The 14,805-nt window shown below is 68.9% G+C and carries 17 protein-coding genes; 10 read left to right on the top strand and 7 right to left on the bottom strand.

Annotated features, from left to right (window positions below; genetic code table 11):
* The 3 genes from M3195_RS06825 (at position 1) to M3195_RS06835 (ending at position 2,978) form a co-directional block, all read left to right on the top strand.
* A complete protein-coding gene (locus M3195_RS06825) occupies positions 1-1,140 on the top strand; it encodes a cysteine desulfurase family protein (RefSeq protein ID WP_251585885.1) in 1,140 nt (379 codons plus the stop codon).
* Between the two features lie 88 nt (positions 1,141-1,228).
* Complete coding sequence (locus M3195_RS06830) at positions 1,229-2,176, top strand: glycosyltransferase family 2 protein (protein WP_251585887.1); 948 nt, start codon at positions 1,229-1,231, stop codon at positions 2,174-2,176.
* Positions 2,177-2,204: 28 nt separating this feature from the next.
* Positions 2,205-2,978, top strand: a complete 774-nt coding sequence (locus M3195_RS06835) for an SDR family NAD(P)-dependent oxidoreductase (protein ID WP_251585889.1) — start codon at positions 2,205-2,207, stop codon at positions 2,976-2,978.
* Between the two features lie 21 nt (positions 2,979-2,999).
* On the opposite strand, the gene M3195_RS06840 is transcribed toward M3195_RS06835, so the two are convergent.
* Positions 3,000-5,051 (bottom strand): ABC transporter ATP-binding protein, encoded by a 2,052-nt coding sequence (locus M3195_RS06840; protein WP_251586443.1) that lies wholly within the window; start codon positions 5,049-5,051, stop codon positions 3,000-3,002.
* Between the two features lie 196 nt (positions 5,052-5,247).
* Between M3195_RS06840 and M3195_RS06845 the strand changes: the two genes are divergently transcribed.
* Positions 5,248-6,723: an MDR family MFS transporter gene (locus M3195_RS06845; RefSeq protein ID WP_251585891.1), complete on the top strand. Its 1,476-nt coding sequence runs from the start codon at positions 5,248-5,250 to the stop codon at positions 6,721-6,723.
* A 24-nt stretch (positions 6,724-6,747) separates the two neighbouring features.
* Here M3195_RS06845 and M3195_RS06850 read toward each other — a convergent pair whose 3' ends face one another.
* The gene (locus M3195_RS06850; RefSeq protein ID WP_251585893.1) at positions 6,748-6,897 is read right to left on the bottom strand and encodes a hypothetical protein; all 150 of its coding nucleotides are present in this window, start codon (positions 6,895-6,897) and stop codon (positions 6,748-6,750) included.
* A gap of 118 nt (positions 6,898-7,015) precedes the next feature.
* On the opposite strand from M3195_RS06850, the gene M3195_RS06855 reads away from it, so the two are divergent.
* Entirely contained in the window at positions 7,016-7,615 is a 600-nt protein-coding gene (locus tag M3195_RS06855; RefSeq protein WP_251585895.1) for a 1-acyl-sn-glycerol-3-phosphate acyltransferase, read from the top strand.
* Here the strand turns inward: M3195_RS06855 and M3195_RS06860 are convergent.
* Positions 7,582-7,782 (bottom strand): hypothetical protein, encoded by a 201-nt coding sequence (locus tag M3195_RS06860; protein WP_251585911.1) that lies wholly within the window; start codon positions 7,780-7,782, stop codon positions 7,582-7,584. The genes M3195_RS06855 and M3195_RS06860 overlap by 34 nt on opposite strands.
* Positions 7,783-7,866: 84 nt before the next feature.
* Here M3195_RS06860 and M3195_RS06865 point away from each other — a divergent pair, with 84 nt between their 5' ends.
* Entirely contained in the window at positions 7,867-8,391 is a 525-nt protein-coding gene (locus M3195_RS06865; RefSeq protein ID WP_251585913.1) for a DUF6328 family protein, read from the top strand.
* 25 nt (positions 8,392-8,416) lie between these two features.
* Here the strand turns inward: M3195_RS06865 and M3195_RS06870 are convergent, their stop codons facing one another.
* A complete protein-coding gene (locus M3195_RS06870) occupies positions 8,417-8,956 on the bottom strand; it encodes a Dps family protein (protein ID WP_251585915.1) in 540 nt (179 codons plus the stop codon).
* 102 nt (positions 8,957-9,058) lie between these two features.
* On the opposite strand from M3195_RS06870, the gene M3195_RS06875 reads away from it, so the two are divergent.
* The 3 genes from M3195_RS06875 to M3195_RS06885 all read left to right on the top strand — a co-directional run bounded on the left by M3195_RS06875 (position 9,059) and on the right by M3195_RS06885 (position 10,419).
* Positions 9,059-9,568, top strand: a complete 510-nt coding sequence (locus tag M3195_RS06875) for a GNAT family N-acetyltransferase (RefSeq protein WP_251585916.1) — start codon at positions 9,059-9,061, stop codon at positions 9,566-9,568.
* A gap of 76 nt (positions 9,569-9,644) precedes the next feature.
* Positions 9,645-9,944 carry a Fe-S cluster assembly protein HesB gene (locus M3195_RS06880; protein ID WP_096715219.1) on the top strand — a complete coding sequence of 100 codons (300 nt, stop codon included), beginning with the start codon at positions 9,645-9,647 and terminating at the stop codon, positions 9,942-9,944.
* Positions 9,945-10,074: 130 nt separating this feature from the next.
* Complete coding sequence (locus M3195_RS06885; protein WP_251585917.1) at positions 10,075-10,419, top strand: LysR family transcriptional regulator; 345 nt, start codon at positions 10,075-10,077, stop codon at positions 10,417-10,419.
* A gap of 39 nt (positions 10,420-10,458) precedes the next feature.
* On the opposite strand, the gene M3195_RS06890 is transcribed toward M3195_RS06885, so the two are convergent.
* On the bottom strand, positions 10,459-11,019 hold the full coding sequence (locus M3195_RS06890) for an alpha/beta fold hydrolase (RefSeq protein ID WP_251585918.1): 561 nt from the start codon (positions 11,017-11,019) through the stop codon (positions 10,459-10,461).
* Between the two features lie 99 nt (positions 11,020-11,118).
* Positions 11,119-12,543: a M20/M25/M40 family metallo-hydrolase gene (locus tag M3195_RS06895; RefSeq protein WP_251585919.1), complete on the bottom strand. Its 1,425-nt coding sequence runs from the start codon at positions 12,541-12,543 to the stop codon at positions 11,119-11,121.
* A gap of 204 nt (positions 12,544-12,747) precedes the next feature.
* On the opposite strand from M3195_RS06895, the gene M3195_RS06900 reads away from it, so the two are divergent.
* Positions 12,748-13,629 (top strand): manganese catalase family protein, encoded by an 882-nt coding sequence (locus tag M3195_RS06900; RefSeq protein ID WP_251585921.1) that lies wholly within the window; start codon positions 12,748-12,750, stop codon positions 13,627-13,629.
* A 69-nt stretch (positions 13,630-13,698) separates the two neighbouring features.
* Here the strand turns inward: M3195_RS06900 and ychF are convergent, their stop codons facing one another.
* Positions 13,699-14,772 carry a redox-regulated ATPase YchF gene (gene ychF, locus M3195_RS06905; protein ID WP_251585923.1) on the bottom strand — a complete coding sequence of 358 codons (1,074 nt, stop codon included), beginning with the start codon at positions 14,770-14,772 and terminating at the stop codon, positions 13,699-13,701.
* Positions 14,773-14,805 lie beyond the last annotated feature (33 nt).

Below are 14,805 nucleotides of genomic sequence, written 5' to 3' on the forward strand. Positions count from 1 at the left end.
ATGCTGTACCTCGACCACGCCGCGACCTCGCCCCTGCGCCCCGAGGTGCGCGACGCCATGCTCCCCTACCTGACCGGAGCGTTCGGCAACCCCTCCAGCCATCACACCGTCGGCGAGGCCGCGGCGCAGGCGCTGGAGGCCGCGAGGTCGCGGGTGGCGACGGTGCTCGGATTCCGGAGCGGAGATGTGATCTTCACGGGCGGCGGTACGGAGGCGAACAACCTCGCCGTCAAAGGCATCGTGCTCGCAGCGCTCGCTCGCGGACGGCGTCACCTCGTCGTATCGTCGATCGAGCACGAGTCGATTCTCGCCCCCGCCGACTACCTTCGCCGATTCCACGACGTCGAGGTGACTCACCTGCCGGTCGACCGCGCCGGGCGCATCGAGGCCGGCGACCTGCGTGCCGCGCTGCGCGACGACACCGCGCTCGTCTCGGTCGACCACGCGAACAACGAGATCGGCACGGTGCAGGACGTCGCCGCGATCTCGGCACTGACCTCGGTGGCTGGCGTGCCGCTGCACGTCGACGCCGTGCAGTCGGCGGGTTGGCTTCCCCTGCGCGGGGTCGGCGCGGATGCCGTGACGATCGCCGGGCACAAGATCGGCGCACCCCAGGGCATCGGCGTGCTCGCTGTTCGGGGTCGTGTGCCCGTCGAACCGCTGCTGCACGGAGGAGGACAGGAACGCGGACGCCGTTCCGGCACCGAGAACGTCGCCGGCGCCATCGCGCTCGCCACCGCGCTCGAGCTCGCTGCCTCGGAACAGCGGGAGGTGCACGCGCGGGTCGGCGAAGCCACCGCGCGGTTCATCGCCGGTGTGCTCTCCGCTGTGCCAGAAGCCTCACTCACCGGCGATCCGCACTCGCGTCTGCCGGGTTGCGCGAGCTTCACGTTCGCCGGGATCAACGGCGAGACGGTGCTGCTCGAGCTCGAGCGTCGTGGCGTCGTGTCGTCGAGCGGATCGGCCTGCGCCGCCGACAGCGGCGAGCCGTCGCACGTGCTGCTCGCCTGCGGCCTCGATCCGGATCTCGCTCAGACCGCCGTGCGCTTCACGTTCGGGCGCGAGCCGTTGTCTGCGGACGTCCCCGACCGACTCGCCGCCGCGGTCGCCGAGGCGGTGGGCGCAGCGGCGGGCAACTGACGACGAAGCACGGCGCGCCGGCCGTCGCGTGCTCGGTCGGCCGCGGTCGACGAGGATCGCCCCGCACGTTGCGCTCTAGACTCGGCTGGTGACCGCCTCCGACCCGATCGTGACGATGATCGTCCCCGGGCGCGACATCGCCGCCTTCGCATCCGCTGCCGTCGAGTCGCTCCGCGCGCAGACGGAGGACCGGTGGCAGGCCGTCCTCGTCGATGACGGATCGCACGACGCGACCGCGAGCGTCTTCGCTGCGGCCGTCGACGCCGACCCCCGCTTCCGTCTGATCTCGAACGACGAGTCGCGTGGCCTCGGAGCCGCGCGCAACGCGGCACTCGACACCGTCGACACCCCGTACGTGGGGTTCCTCGACGGCGATGATGAGCTCGCACCGACGGCGCTCGAACGCCTGACCGGCACCCTCTCCGCGACAGGGAGCGACCTCGTCGCCGGCGCATACGTGCGATCCCGGTTCGACGGCGAGCGCTACGTCTCCGGTCGCGTGCAGCCCTGGGTCGCCGCCGCCACCGATCCGGAGCGCCTCGGTACGACGATCATCGACCACCCTGCGGCGAGCGCGAACATCGTCGCCTGGTCGAAGGTGAGCCGCACCGAGATGTGGGACCGGCTCCGGTTCCCCGAGGGCGTCGCTTATGAGGACCAGATCGTCGCTCAGCTGCTGTACACCCGCGCGCGCACCTTCGACGTGATCCCCGACGCGATCGTCCGCTGGCGGGTGCGCGCCGACGGGACGTCGATCACTCAGGGCAAGGGCAGACTCCCCGTGTTGCGCGACTACCTCTCGGCGCTCCGCGGCGGCATCCGCGTGCTGCAGGAGGCGGGCGCCGCGGCCGCGGTGACGGCCCGGCTCGATCTCATCCTGGCGATGGACGTCCCTCCTCTGCGGGACATCGCCACTCAGCATCCGGACCCCGAGTACGGCAGAACGCTCGACGCCTTCGTCTCGGAGCTGCAGACGCTCCCCCAGTTCGCCGACGCCCGCCCCGACCCCACCATCACCGCCGGACTGAGCTGGTGACCTCCGACTCCGCGAAGGAGAGACATCCGTGAACGACTACCTCACCGATCTGTTCTCGCTGCATGGCCGCACCGCCGTCGTCACGGGCGGCAGTTCCGGCATCGGGCGCGGCATCGCGACCGCGCTCGCCCGCGCCGGAGCGGCGACCGTGATCGTCGCCCGCGGTGAGGAGCGGATCGATAGCACCGTGCGTGAACTGAGGGATGCGGGATGCCGCGCGGCCGGTGTCGTGGGCGACCTCGGCTCTCGCGACGGCATCCGAGCGCTCGCGGAAGCCGCCGTCGGTCCCTTCGGCGAACCGGACATCCTCGTGAACTCCGCCGGCATCAACATCCGTCCGCCGTACGCCGAGATCACCGAGGACGACTGGGAGGCGACCATGACAGTGAACGCGCTCGCGCCCTTTCTGCTCGGACAGCGGTATGCGACCGGCATGGCCGAGCGCGGATACGGCAGGATCATCCACATCAGCTCTCAGCAGGCCCATCGGGCGTTCGTCTCGAGCGGCGTGTACGGCGCGTCGAAAGGGGCTGTGGAGTCGCTGATGCGCTCGGAGGCGGAGGCATGGGGCGGTTCCGGGGTCACGAGCAACACCCTCGTTCCGGGCTTCGTGCTCACCCCGCTGAACGCGCGTCTGCAGGAGGATCCGGAGCAGATCGCCGCTCTGGCGGCGCGCACGATGATCGGTCGCAACGGACTCCCCGAGGACTTCGCGGCCGCGGCGGTGTTCCTCGCCGGAGCGGGGTCGGGGTACATCACGGGACACTCGCTGTTCGTGGACGGCGGCTTGTCGGTCCACTGAAGCCGCCCCAGGGGCTGCAGGTCAGTGCTGCTCCGGGTACACCCGGTCGTCGGCGGGCGGCGCATCGAGCAGCGGTACCGCGGTCGTGAGGGTGGCCACGGCATCCTCACCTGCCGAATCGTCGGGCGCGCGATCGGCGCGACGTTCCGCGAGCGCAGCGCCGACTCCTCCGGTGACGGCGTGTTCGACCTCGGCCTCGGTGTCGAGCACTCGTGACGCGGCCACCTGCTGGGCCGCCAGCTCGGCGTAGAAGCCACCCTGAGCCAGGAGTTCCGCGTGGGTGCCCGACTCGACGATCTGCCCTGCCTCGAGCACGTGGATGACGTCTGCCGACATGACCGTCGACAGTCGGTGCGCGATCGTGAGGGTCGTCCGTCCCTTCGCGGCTTCGTCGAGAGCTTCCTGCACGACCCGCTCCGAGACGGTGTCCAGGGCGGAGGTCGCCTCATCGAGGAGAAGAACCGGCGGATCCTTCAGCAGCACGCGCGCGATCGCGATGCGCTGCTTCTCGCCGCCCGAGAGGCGGTAGCCGCGCTCTCCCACGACGGTGTCGTACCCCTGCTCGAACCCCGCGATGATGTGGTGGATGTTGGCCGCCGTGCACGCGGCGATCATCTCCTCCTCGGTCGCCCCGGGCTTCGCGTAGAGCAGGTTGTCGCGAATCGTCGCGTGGAACAGATAAGTCTCCTGCGAGACGATGCCGACCTGGTCGATGATCGACTCCTGTGTGAGCGAGCGCACGTCGGCGCCCGCGAAGAGCACCGCACCGCCGTGTGCCTCGTAGAGGCGCGGCGCCAGGTAGAGGACGGTCGTCTTGCCTGCGCCCGACGGCCCGACGAACGCGACATGCTGCCCGGGCTCCGCCACGAAGGAGACCCCCTGCAGGGTCGGACGTGCGTCCGGAGCCGCGTCGGGGTAGCGGAAGACGACCTGGTCGAACTCGATCCTTCCGCGAGGGCCGGGCGCCTGGGCGACGTCGATCGCGTCGGGGGCGTCCTGGATCTCCGGCACGAGATCGAGGTACTCGAAGATGCGCGCGAACAGCGCCGACGAGGTCTGCAGGTCGAGCGACACCCGCATGAGCCCCATCAGCGGCTGCAGGAGACGTGCCTGCACGGTCGTGAAGGCGACGATCGTGCCGGCGGTGATCGCACCGGTGCCGCCCGCGATCAGGTAGCCCGAGACGAGGTAGATGATGGCGGGGACGCTGGCCATGAGGACCTGGACGACCGCGAAGAAGCCCTGCCCGCTCATGGCGCGACGCACCTGCAGCACGACCTGGTTGCGGTTCTCCGCCTGATAACGAGCCGATTCCGTGCGCTGCCGGTTGAAGGCCTTCGAGAGCAGCATCCCCGAGACGCTCAGCGTCTCCTGCGTGATCGAGGTGAGCTCGGACAGCGACTCCTGCGTCTCACCGGCGATGCGTGCCCGTACCTGACCGACGCGGCGCTGCACGATGATGAGGAACGGCATGAGGACGACCGCTATCAGGGTGAGCCGCCAATCGATGAGGATCATCGCGACGAGAGACGCGATCACCGTCACGACGTTGCCGAGGATGCTCGTGACCGTGTTCGTGAGCACGCCGGAGACCCCGCCGACGTCGTTCTGCAGCCGCGACTGGATCACTCCGGTCTTCGTGCGGGTGAAGAACCCGAGCTCCATGGCCTGCAGATGCTCGAAGAGTCGAACGCGCAGGTCGCCGGTCACGCTGTTGCCCACGGTGGAGGTGAGCCAGGTCTGCGCGACGCCGAGTGCGGCCGAGAGCAGGAAGAGTCCGATCATGCCGCCCACGAGCCAGCCGAGCAGCGACAGCTGCGGGCCACCGCCGTCTACCGGGAAGAGCGCGTCGTCGAAGATGCGCTGCACGAGGAGCGGAGGAATCACCGCGATGCCGGCGCCGACGACCACGAGGATGCCCGTCACGGCGATCCGCCAGCGGTACGGCCGAAACAGTGCGACCACGCGGGTGCCGAGCCCGTCGATCCGGGGCGCCTCGGCGTTCATGCGCCGCTGCGCCGCCTCGTCGACGCCGCGGAAGCCTCCGCCGCGCCCTGCCATACCGCCGCCCATGCTCATGTCGCCAGCGTAGTCAGCGCCGACGACACCGGGCCCGGACCCGTCCGGTCGGATCTCCGCCGAGAGCGGATTCGCCCGGATGCGGAATGGAATGTCCGAACCTGACGTTACGCTGAGTGTTCTCAGTGGGCTCGCTGTCCTCAGCGCACTCGCACACTCTTTCCCTCTCCCGCTCCTAGGAGGCCGCCGCATGTCTGCCGTCGACACCGGTTCCATCACCACATCACCTCCTTCAGCCAGGGGCGAGATCGCGGCCAGCGACATGCGTGTCATCTGGCTGCTGCTGGTCGCCGCCTTCGTCGCCATCCTCAACGAGACGACGATGGGCATCGCGATACCGCATCTCAACGCCGATCTGGGCATCCCGCCCGAGCTCGGCCAATGGCTCACGAGCGCCTTCATGCTGACGATGGCGGTCGTCATCCCGACGACGGGGTTCATCCTGCAGCGCTTCACCACGAGGCAGGTGTTCATCGCCGCGATGACCGCTTTCTCGCTCGGCACGCTGGTGGCGCTCGTGGCGCCCGGCTTCACCGTGCTCCTCGCCGGGCGCGTCATCCAGGCCGCGGGGACCGGAATCATGATGCCGCTGCTGATGACCACGATCATGAACGTCGTGCCGCCCCAGTCGCGGGGCCGCATGATGGGTCGCGTTGGTCTGGTCATCTCCCTCGCTCCGGCGATCGGCCCGACCCTCGCGGGTGCCGTGCTCGAGACGCTGAACTGGCGGGCGCTGTTCGCCATCGTGCTTCCGATCGCGATCATCTCCCTTCTCATGGGCGCCAAGTGGATGACGAACCTCGGCGAGACCCGTGTCGTGCCGCTCGACGTGCTGTCGATCCCGCTCGCCGCGCTCGGCTTCGGCGGAATCGTCTTCGGCCTCAGCCAGTTCGGCGGGGAGGGCGGCTCAGGAGAAGCGGCCGGCATCATCGCGCTCGTCGTCGGCGCCCTCGCGCTCGGCCTCTTCGTGTGGCGTCAGCTCATCCTGCAGCGCGTCGACGACGCCCTGCTCGACCTGCGGGTCTTCCGCTCCGTGAACTTCACGTTCTCGGTCATCATCATGACGATCCTCGCGCTGTCGATGTTCGGCACCCTCACCCTGCTTCCGCAGTACCTGCAGAACGTCGCGGGTCTGAACGCCCTCGAGTCGGGTCTGATCCTCCTGCCCGGCTCGGTGCTGATGGGTCTTCTCGGTCCGGTCATGGGCCGCATCTACGATGCGAAGGGCACTCGCCCGCTGCTCATCCCCGGGACGATCCTCGTCTCCGCGTCCCTGTTCTTCTACTCGACGGTCGGCGAGCACACGGTCTTCTGGGTGCTCATCCTGGTGCAGGCGGCCATGTCGGTCGGCCTCGCCATGTCGTTCACGCCGCTGTTCTCGGCGTCGCTCGGCTCGCTCGACCGCTCGCTCTACTCGCATGGCTCCGCCGTGCTCAACACGCTGCAGCAGGTGGGCGGTGCAGCCGGCGTCGCTCTGCTCACCGTGACGTACTCGTCGATCCTGCACGCCGGTGAGAGCGAGGGCCTGACGACGGCGGTCGCGGGAGCGCCGGGTGCGCGGATGGCGTTCCTGATCGCCGCGATCATCTCGCTCGCAGCGGTCGTGCTCAGCGCGTTCGTGCGCAAGCCCGCCGAGGAACCGTCCGGTTTCCACGGCGCTCACTGACCGCCGGGTGGCGCGCGGGACCCGCTACGGCTTCTTCGGCCCGGGGAAGTGGCAGACGCCTCCGCTGCAGTAGCCGACGCTGTCATCGGCGTCGTCCAGCAGATTCAGGGCGCCGGGCAACGGCGACAGCGCTGGGCGCTGCTCGTGCTCTGCGGGTTCCTGTGTCGTGGCCATCCCTCGATGGTACGCCTGCTGCGACCCATCGGCGCCATGCCCGCTCACGCAACCGCATACCGGTCCTGCGCCTGTCAAGCGTCAGGGAATCGACAGCCCGCTCCCCTAGCTTTGACGCATGGTGACCCGACTCCTCGCCCGCCTCTACTGGGCGCTCAGCCGCTGGACCCTGATCGTCGACGCGGTGCCCACCCGGCCGACCGTGCTGATCGGTGCCCCGCACACCTCCAACTGGGACTTCGTGCTCATGCTGGCGATCGCATGGCGCCTCGGCATCGATGTGCGCTGGCTCGGCAAGAGCAGCCTGTTCCGGGGGTGGCGGGGTCCGATCATGCGCCGCCTCGGCGGCATCCCCGTCGATCGGTCCGACCCGGCGCGCGTGGTGGGCGATGTGGTCGAGCGTGTGAACCGAGGCGAGGTCTTCGGCCTTGTCGTCACTCCGGACGGCACGCGCAGCGCGACAGGCCACTGGAAGTCGGGCTTCTACCGCATCGCCCGCGAGACAGGCATGCCGCTGACGCTCGGATTCGTCGACCGTACGACGATGACGACCGGACTGGGGCCGACCATCGACCTGACCGGCGACGTCGGCGCCGACATGGACCGCATCCGCGCCTTCTATTCCGACAAGGCCGGACTGCGCCCCGAACGGCGCCGCGAGCCGAGGCTCCGCGAAGAGACGGGTCAGACCTCTTTCGACGTCTCCGACCGCGCGTAATCGAGGTCGTCGTCGGTGAGGGCCTCGGCCATCCCGACGACGGCGCCGGTGATCTCTCGGATCTCCTCCCGGGCGATCTCGCCCACGTGCGGCGCATGCTCGAAGACACCGAGCCTCGCCTCGTCGGAGAGCTCGTTCCACCATTCCCTGATCGGTGGCAGAGTCATCGTCGGTTCCCTCTCCCGCGCGAGCGGTCGACATGCGCGTCAAGAGTCTGGACAGCAGTGAGCGGCGACCGGGAAACTGTCGACATGGATTCGGAAGACCGCCCGCTGCACCCGATCGAACGCGATGACCGCGAAGACGGTCGGGATGAGACGGTCAACGAGCGCGCCGACCGCAACTGGGACGAGCTTCTGCAAGAGCTCCGGGTGATGCAGACCGGTACGCAGATCCTCACGGGCTTCCTCCTCGCGGTCGCGTTCCAGCCTCGTTTCGAGGACATGGACGCCTTTCAGCGCGACGTCTACGTCGTGCTCGTCGGTCTGGCCGCGCTGGCGACCATCCTCGCACTCGCGCCGGTCGGGATGCACCGGGCGCTCTTCGGTCGCCAACGCAAGCCGCAGCTCGTGCGGGTGGCGGCGCGCATCGTGCGGATCGATCTGATCGTCATCGCGGCGCTCACCGTCGGCGTGACCACCCTCATCATCGACTTCACCGTCAACCGCACGGCCGGTCTCGTCGCGCTCATCGCCTCGGTCGTGGTGATCGTCGGGTTGTGGCTCGCGATGCCGGCCCTCGTTCGACGGGCTCGGAACGACATCCGCGAAAGATGAGTCCGAGCCCGTCGCACGTCAATTCTCAGCTGCCTGCGGGAGTGCGGTTCTCCGCGCTGACCATCCATGCGAACTGCTCGAGGCTCTCGAGCACGGCGTGCAGGATGTCGGCCGAGGTGGGGTCCTCCTCATCGACCGCGTCGTGCACATCGCGCATCGTGGCGATGGCCGCCTCCAAGCGCGCGGTGATGAGGTCGATCGTGTCCTCGGTCGACACCTCGCCCATGGGGAAGGCGGGCAGGGAGGTCGTCTCCGCGATCGTGTCGGTGCGGCCGTCGGGAACGGCGTGCAGCGCGCGCATGCGCTCGGCGACCGTGTCGCTGAACGTGCGGGCGGCCTCGATGATCTCGTCGAGCTGGCGGTGGGTGTCGCGGAAGTTGCGTCCGACCACGTTCCAGTGCGCCTGCTTGCCCTGCAGCGAGAGTTCGATCAGGTCGACCAGCACGGTCTGCAGATTCGCCGCGAGAGTGGGCGACGCGGTGAATCCTTTCTCGGCGTTCTGGCGACGGGTGGTCTTCGCACCGCGCTTGCTGGTCGCGGTGCCGGTGCTCTTCTTCTCAGCCATGTGAATCCTCCTCGCCGCGACGATAGCCGGGATGCCCGACCGGGATCGAGGGGGTTGACACCCGCTCCCCGCACCGCCGATGGTGGCGTGCGGAGGTCACGAATGACAGACACGAACGAGCAGGTCGAGATCGCGCCGCTGAGTGCCGCAGATGCGGGCGAGGTGATGACTCTGCAGCGCGCCGCCTTCGTCTCGGAGGCTCAGATCTACGGCAGCGCCGACATGCCCCCGCTGACGCAGACGCTGGCCGAGGTCGAGGCGGAGCTGCGCTCAGGTTCGGGCCTCGGCGCGCGCCTCGACGGCCGGCTGGTCGGAGCCATCCGGTTCGCGGAGGACGAGCGGATGCTGTTGATCGGCCGCATCGCGATCGCCCCCGACATGCAGGGAGAGGGCATCGGTCGGACGCTGCTGTCGGCGGCCGAGGAGTCATCGTCGGCGGAGGAGGCCGAGCTGTTCACCGGGAGCCTCAGCGAGGCGAACATCCGCCTGTACGAGGCGTGCGGGTACGTGGAGAGCGCTCGCATCCCCCAGGGCGACGGCACCGACCAGGTGTTCCTGCGCAAACCTCTGCATCCGGTGGGAGAACCCTCCGAACCGGGCGCGTCGGGTTGATCCTGCGGACCGGGTTCGGCATCGTGGCCCGGACACGTCGCGACCGCCTCGTGTCCGCTACCGGAAGGAGAGTCTCGTGCTCACCCTCACCGACAACGCAACCGCAATCGTGAACACCCTCGTCAGCCGTCAGACCGACGCCGCAGACGCCGGTCTTCGCATCCACTCGACACCCGATCCCGGCCCCGACGGCGGCGCCCGCCTCGCGGTGCTGGTCGCACCCGACCCGGAGCCGGCCGACCAGGTGGTCGAGGTCTCCGGCACCCGTCTCTTCCTCGACGAGACCGCTGCCGCCGCACTCGACGACAAGGTGCTCGACGCCGGCGTCGACGACGAGGGCGCCGTGTCCTTCGCCGTGCTCAGCCAGGTCGCCTGACCTCACCAGCTTCATCACGGATGCCGCGGCTCGTCGAGCCGCGGCATCCGTGTGTCCGGGACGTGGCGCGCTCCGACCCGCGCCTCGCGTAGGTTGGGAGGAGACCCTGCACCGCCGAGGAGGCAGACGGATGAAGATCGCCCTGCTGCGCCGTTACGTCGTGCTCGCCGAGACGCTGCACTTCCCGCGGGCGGCCGAGCATCTCGGCATCCCGCTGGCTTCGCTGTACACGTCGCTCGACAAGCTCGAGGAAGAGGTCGGCCACACGCTCATCAACCGCGAGGGGATCCCGCGGCTGACCAGCGTGGGGTCACTGTTCCTCAGGGAGGCGCAGGCAGCTGTCGCGGCGGCTCCCCCGGCCGCACCGAAGGCGGTGGCGCCGGCCGGCGGCAAGGCGAAGGCGTCGAAGGGCAAGGGGCGCGCCCCGATCGTCAAGGGGCAGCCGAAGCCCTACAAGAAGCGTCAGGGCCGCTGAGCCCTTCCGGGCTCGCCACTTCCGCGTCGGGCGCGACCGTCAGTCCCAGTCGAGGTACTCCTCGATGATCACGCCGGTCTCGATCGGGTGATCCATGGGGAAGAGGTGGTCGCCGGCGATGGTCTTGATGCTGGAGCGGTCGGGCACGGTCGCCTGCAGCGCCTCGGCGTTCGCGGGCGGGGTGTCGGTGTCCTCCGTGCCCTGCACGATCAGCACGGGGATCGCCGGCGCGACGGGGATGTCGACGTCCTCCACGCCGAGCAGCAGCAGGCCGTTCGCGCGGTCGGTGTGAGCGGCGACGAGGGCCCGCGCGATCGTGCCACCGAACCCGTGACCGCCGACCCAGGTGTCGTCGATGCCGACGTGGTCGATCACGGCCACGGCATCCTCGACCCGTTCCTCGAGAGTCGCGTCACCTGCACGGTGGCCTATGCGCAGCACGTGGAAGCCGGCCTCTTCGGCGAGGTAGTGGGCGGCGACACCCAACACGTCAGCAGCGAGCCCCTGCTCCTGGATGAGGACCAGCTTGACCGGACCGTCGCCCTCGTCGGCGAAGGGGATCGCACGGCCGTCGGGCTCGAAGATCTGCGTGTCGGTCATGGGCGTGGTTCTCCTCGTGCCGTCTCAGGGGGTGGTGAGGGGCTCGCAGCGGTAAACTCAGCACTCGCCGTCGTCCCCTCGCCCTCCAGCGTATCCCGCTCAGTCGCGCAGAGCGGATCTTCCTCGGCGCGCGACCTCCCGCCAGAGGTGCGCGATCGTGGCGGCGCCCTGCAGCAGCATCCGCACGTCCACGCTCTCGTCACTGGCGTGCCAGTGGTCTTCGGGCAGGCCGGTTCCGAGGAACGTCACCGACACCCCGAGTTCCCGTGACAGCAGCTCGGCAGGCCCTCCCCCGGCATTGCCCATGCGTCCGCGCACCTCGGTTCCGTAGCCGCGTGTGAGGGCGAGCTCGAGAGCGTCGAGCATCGCGCTCGGCGGCGACGTGTACGGTTCCTGCGCGATCCGCTCGTCGACCGTCAGTTCGTACGCCGCTCCGACGGGCATCGTGGCGGCGACGTACTCTCGAAGGCGATCGGCGATGTCGTGGTTGCGTTGATCCGGAACCGCGCGGATGCTGAGCGACGCCGTCGCCTCGCGTGGGATCACTGAGCGTTCGATCCCCGCCGGATCCCCTGCGAGCAGGGAGATCACCTCGATGGCCGGCCGCACCCAGAGTCGCTCGGGAACGGTGTACCCCGCCTCGCCCGTGATCGCGCGCGTCTCGGTGCGCTCGAGCCAGACGTCCTCGTCGAACGGAAGCTCGCCCAGCTCTCTGCGTCGGTCGGGAGACAGGGCGGCGACCCCGTCGTAGAAGCCGGGGATGGCGATTCGGTCCGAATCGTCGTGCATCCCGGCGAGGATCCGGGCGAGGATCAGCGAAGGATTCGGGGTGGCCCCCGACGCGACCCCGCTGTGCACGTCACGTTCGGGTCCCATCACGGTCAGCGTGGCGGTGAGGGTGCCGCGCATCGAGGTGACGGGCGCCGGCGCGTCGTCGCGCCACTGGATCGAGTCGGAGAAGATGATCGCGTCGCAGGCGAGGCGGTCGCGGTGCTCCTGGAGCAGCGTCTCGAGGTTCGGCGAGCCGATCTCCTCCTCGCCGTCGATGAGAAGTTTCACGTTCAGAGGCAGATCGCCGCAGGCGTCGAACGCTCGCAGCCCCCAGACGTGCGCGAGCACCTGCCCCTTCGCGTCCGACGCCCCGCGCCCGTAGAGACGTCCGTCACGGAGAACAGGAGTGAACGGCTCTGTCTCGCTCCACTCCTCCGGCTTGGCGTGGCGCACGTCATGATGGCTGTAGACGAGGATCGTGGGCGCCTCGGGGTCGACCAGTCTCTCGCCGAGCACCGCGAAGGAATCCCCCGTCGGCAGCAACGTCGTCTCAAGCCCAGCGTCACGCATCTCGCCTGCGATCCAGTGCGCCGATCGCGTCATGTCCATCCGACGGTCGGGATCCGCCGACACGGAGGGGATCATCACCCAGGCGGAGAGCCGATCGAGGATGTCGCCCGCGGCATCCTCCAGGTACGAAGCGAACCCGTCGCTGGCCCGGTCGTCTGCCGCGCGCGGATCCGTGTCGTCCATGCGGGCCACCCTGGCCTTTCTGGCGTTCTCCGCGCTTCGGGCTTGACGCGGGCGTGCGGACCCCGCTACACGACCACGGAGAAGCGGTCGACGGGCGGGCGCGCGATTGTCGCAGGGATGAGTCGATCTGAAAACCCCCCTCGTGATCCGGTGTCACGAGCGTTGCATGGCCAGTCCACCGACAGACGATCAGAAAGGCGCACCATGTTCTTCCATCGACAGGAGCTCCAGTTCTCCGCGACACCCGAGGCCCCGGATGCCGTCTACGCGCGAAAGCTCCAGGAGGTGCTCGGCGGACAATACGGCGAGATCACCGTCGCGATGCAGTACCAGTTCCAGGCGTGGAACATGCACATTCCCGGCAAGTACCGCGATCTGGTGTTCGGCATCGGCGCGGAGGAGATGGGCCATGTCGAGATGCTCGCGGTCATGATCGCGCAACTGCTCGAGAAGGCGCCGCTCGGCATCACGGAGGATGCCGTGCAGGACGACCCGACCGTGGCCGCGATCGTCGGCGGCACCGACGTGCAGCAGGGCATCGTCGCCGGCGCCGGGGCGCGGCCGGTCGACAGCAACGGAAACCCGTGGCAGGGCTCGTACATCACGTCGAGCGGCAATCTGCTCGCCGACTTCATGGCCAACGCCAACGCCGAGATGCAGGGCCGCGTGCAGGTCGCGCGGCTGTACCACATGACCGATGACCACGGCATCCGGGACATGCTCGGCTTCCTGCTCGCCCGCGACACGATGCACCAGAACCAGTGGCTCGCGGCGGTCGAGGAGCTCAAGGCGGAGGGAGCCGAGGAGCTACCTGTGCCGAGCAACTTCCCGCTCAACAAGGAGCACCGGGAGGTCTCGTACCAGTACCTCAACTTCAGCGACGGAGCGGCGGCCGCCGAGGGGTCCTGGGCGAGCGGACCGACACCCGACGGCAAGGGTGAGTTCAGCTACCACGACGGTCCGACGACGACGGCTGTCATGCCACCGCCCACCCGGCCGGACGCGCGCTTCTACGGCACGACCGACATGCCGAACGTCGTGGAGAAGGTCGCCGGCGCCGCCCAGGACGCGATGAACAAGGAGTGACGCGAGGACATCGGACGCTCGTGCTCCCTCTCGGTCAGACGCGGATCAGGCCGAGAGGGCATGGGCGCCTCAGTTGTTGAAACGGAACTCCACGACGTCGCCGTCCTGCATGACGTAGTCCTTACCTTCGAGGCGAGCCTTGCCCTTGGCGCGGGCCTCGACGACGGACCCCGTCTCGACGAGGTCGTCGAACGAGACGATCTCCGCCTTGATGAAGCCCTTCTCGAAGTCGGTGTGGATGACACCAGCGGCCTGCGGCGCTTTCGATCCCTTGGGGATCGTCCAGGCCCGCGCCTCCTTCGGACCGGCGGTCAGGTAGGTCTGCAGACCCAGCGTGTCGAACCCGATGCGGGCGAGCTGGTCGAGCCCGGACTCGTCCTGGCCGGTCGACGCGAGCAGCTCCGCAGCATCCTCGGGGTCGAGGTCCTTGAGCTCCGACTCGATCTTCGCGTCGAGGAAGATCGCCTTCGCGGGGGCGACGAGCGCGGCGAGCTCGTCCTTGCGGGCGGTGTCTGTGAGCACGCCCTCGTCGACATTGAACACGAAGATGACGGGCTTCGAGGTGAGGAGTCCGAGCTCGCGGATCGGCGCGAGGTCGAGGCCGCTGACGGAGAGCAGGATGCCGCGCTCCAGGGCGTCCTTCGCGGCCTTCGCCGTCTCGAGCACGACCGGCTCGATCTTCTTGCCCCGCACTTCCTTCTCGTACCGTGTGATGGCCCGGTCGACGGTCTCGAGGTCGGCGAGCATCAGCTCGGCGTTGATCGTCTCCATGTCGGATGCCGGGTTCACCGCCCCGTCGACATGCACGACGTCGTCGTCGGCGAAGCCGCGGACGACCTGCGCGATCGCATCGGCCTCACGGATGTTCGCGAGGAACTTGTTGCCGAGCCCCTCCCCCTCGCTCGCGCCGCGCACGATGCCGGCGATGTCGACGAACGACACGGCGGCGGGCAGGATGCGCTCGCTGTGGAAGATCTCGGCGAGCTTGTCGAGCCGCGGATCGGGCAGGTTCACCACGCCGACGTTCGGCTCGATCGTCGCGAACGGGTAGTTCGCCGCGAGCACGTCGTTCTTGGTCAGGGCGTTGAACAGGGTGGACTTGCCGACGTTGGGCAGGCCGACGATGCCGATAGTGAGAGCCACGGGGTACGAGTCTACCCGGCGCCCGGACTCGTC

This window comes from Microbacterium hydrocarbonoxydans, assembly GCF_023715885.1.
GTDB classification, from domain to species: Bacteria; Actinomycetota; Actinomycetes; order Actinomycetales; family Microbacteriaceae; genus Microbacterium; species Microbacterium hydrocarbonoxydans_C.

What these genes read in the sequence shown, in the direction of transcription:
- M3195_RS06825 (WP_251585885.1), top strand. Translation starts at nt 1, where the DNA reads ATGCTGTACCTCGACCACGCCGCGACCTCGCCCCTGCGCCCCGAGGTG.
- M3195_RS06840 (WP_251586443.1), bottom strand. Translation starts at nt 5,051, where the DNA reads ATGGGCGGCGGTATGGCAGGGCGCGGCGGAGGCTTCCGCGGCGTCGAC.
- M3195_RS06845 (WP_251585891.1), top strand. Translation starts at nt 5,248, where the DNA reads ATGTCTGCCGTCGACACCGGTTCCATCACCACATCACCTCCTTCAGCC.
- M3195_RS06850 (WP_251585893.1), bottom strand. Translation starts at nt 6,897, where the DNA reads ATGGCCACGACACAGGAACCCGCAGAGCACGAGCAGCGCCCAGCGCTG.
- M3195_RS06855 (WP_251585895.1), top strand. Translation starts at nt 7,016, where the DNA reads ATGGTGACCCGACTCCTCGCCCGCCTCTACTGGGCGCTCAGCCGCTGG.
- M3195_RS06860 (WP_251585911.1), bottom strand. Translation starts at nt 7,782, where the DNA reads ATGACTCTGCCACCGATCAGGGAATGGTGGAACGAGCTCTCCGACGAG.
- M3195_RS06865 (WP_251585913.1), top strand. Translation starts at nt 7,867, where the DNA reads ATGGATTCGGAAGACCGCCCGCTGCACCCGATCGAACGCGATGACCGC.
- M3195_RS06870 (WP_251585915.1), bottom strand. Translation starts at nt 8,956, where the DNA reads ATGGCTGAGAAGAAGAGCACCGGCACCGCGACCAGCAAGCGCGGTGCG.
- M3195_RS06875 (WP_251585916.1), top strand. Translation starts at nt 9,059, where the DNA reads ATGACAGACACGAACGAGCAGGTCGAGATCGCGCCGCTGAGTGCCGCA.
- M3195_RS06885 (WP_251585917.1), top strand. Translation starts at nt 10,075, where the DNA reads ATGAAGATCGCCCTGCTGCGCCGTTACGTCGTGCTCGCCGAGACGCTG.
- M3195_RS06890 (WP_251585918.1), bottom strand. Translation starts at nt 11,019, where the DNA reads ATGACCGACACGCAGATCTTCGAGCCCGACGGCCGTGCGATCCCCTTC.
- M3195_RS06895 (WP_251585919.1), bottom strand. Translation starts at nt 12,543, where the DNA reads ATGGACGACACGGATCCGCGCGCGGCAGACGACCGGGCCAGCGACGGG.
- M3195_RS06900 (WP_251585921.1), top strand. Translation starts at nt 12,748, where the DNA reads ATGTTCTTCCATCGACAGGAGCTCCAGTTCTCCGCGACACCCGAGGCC.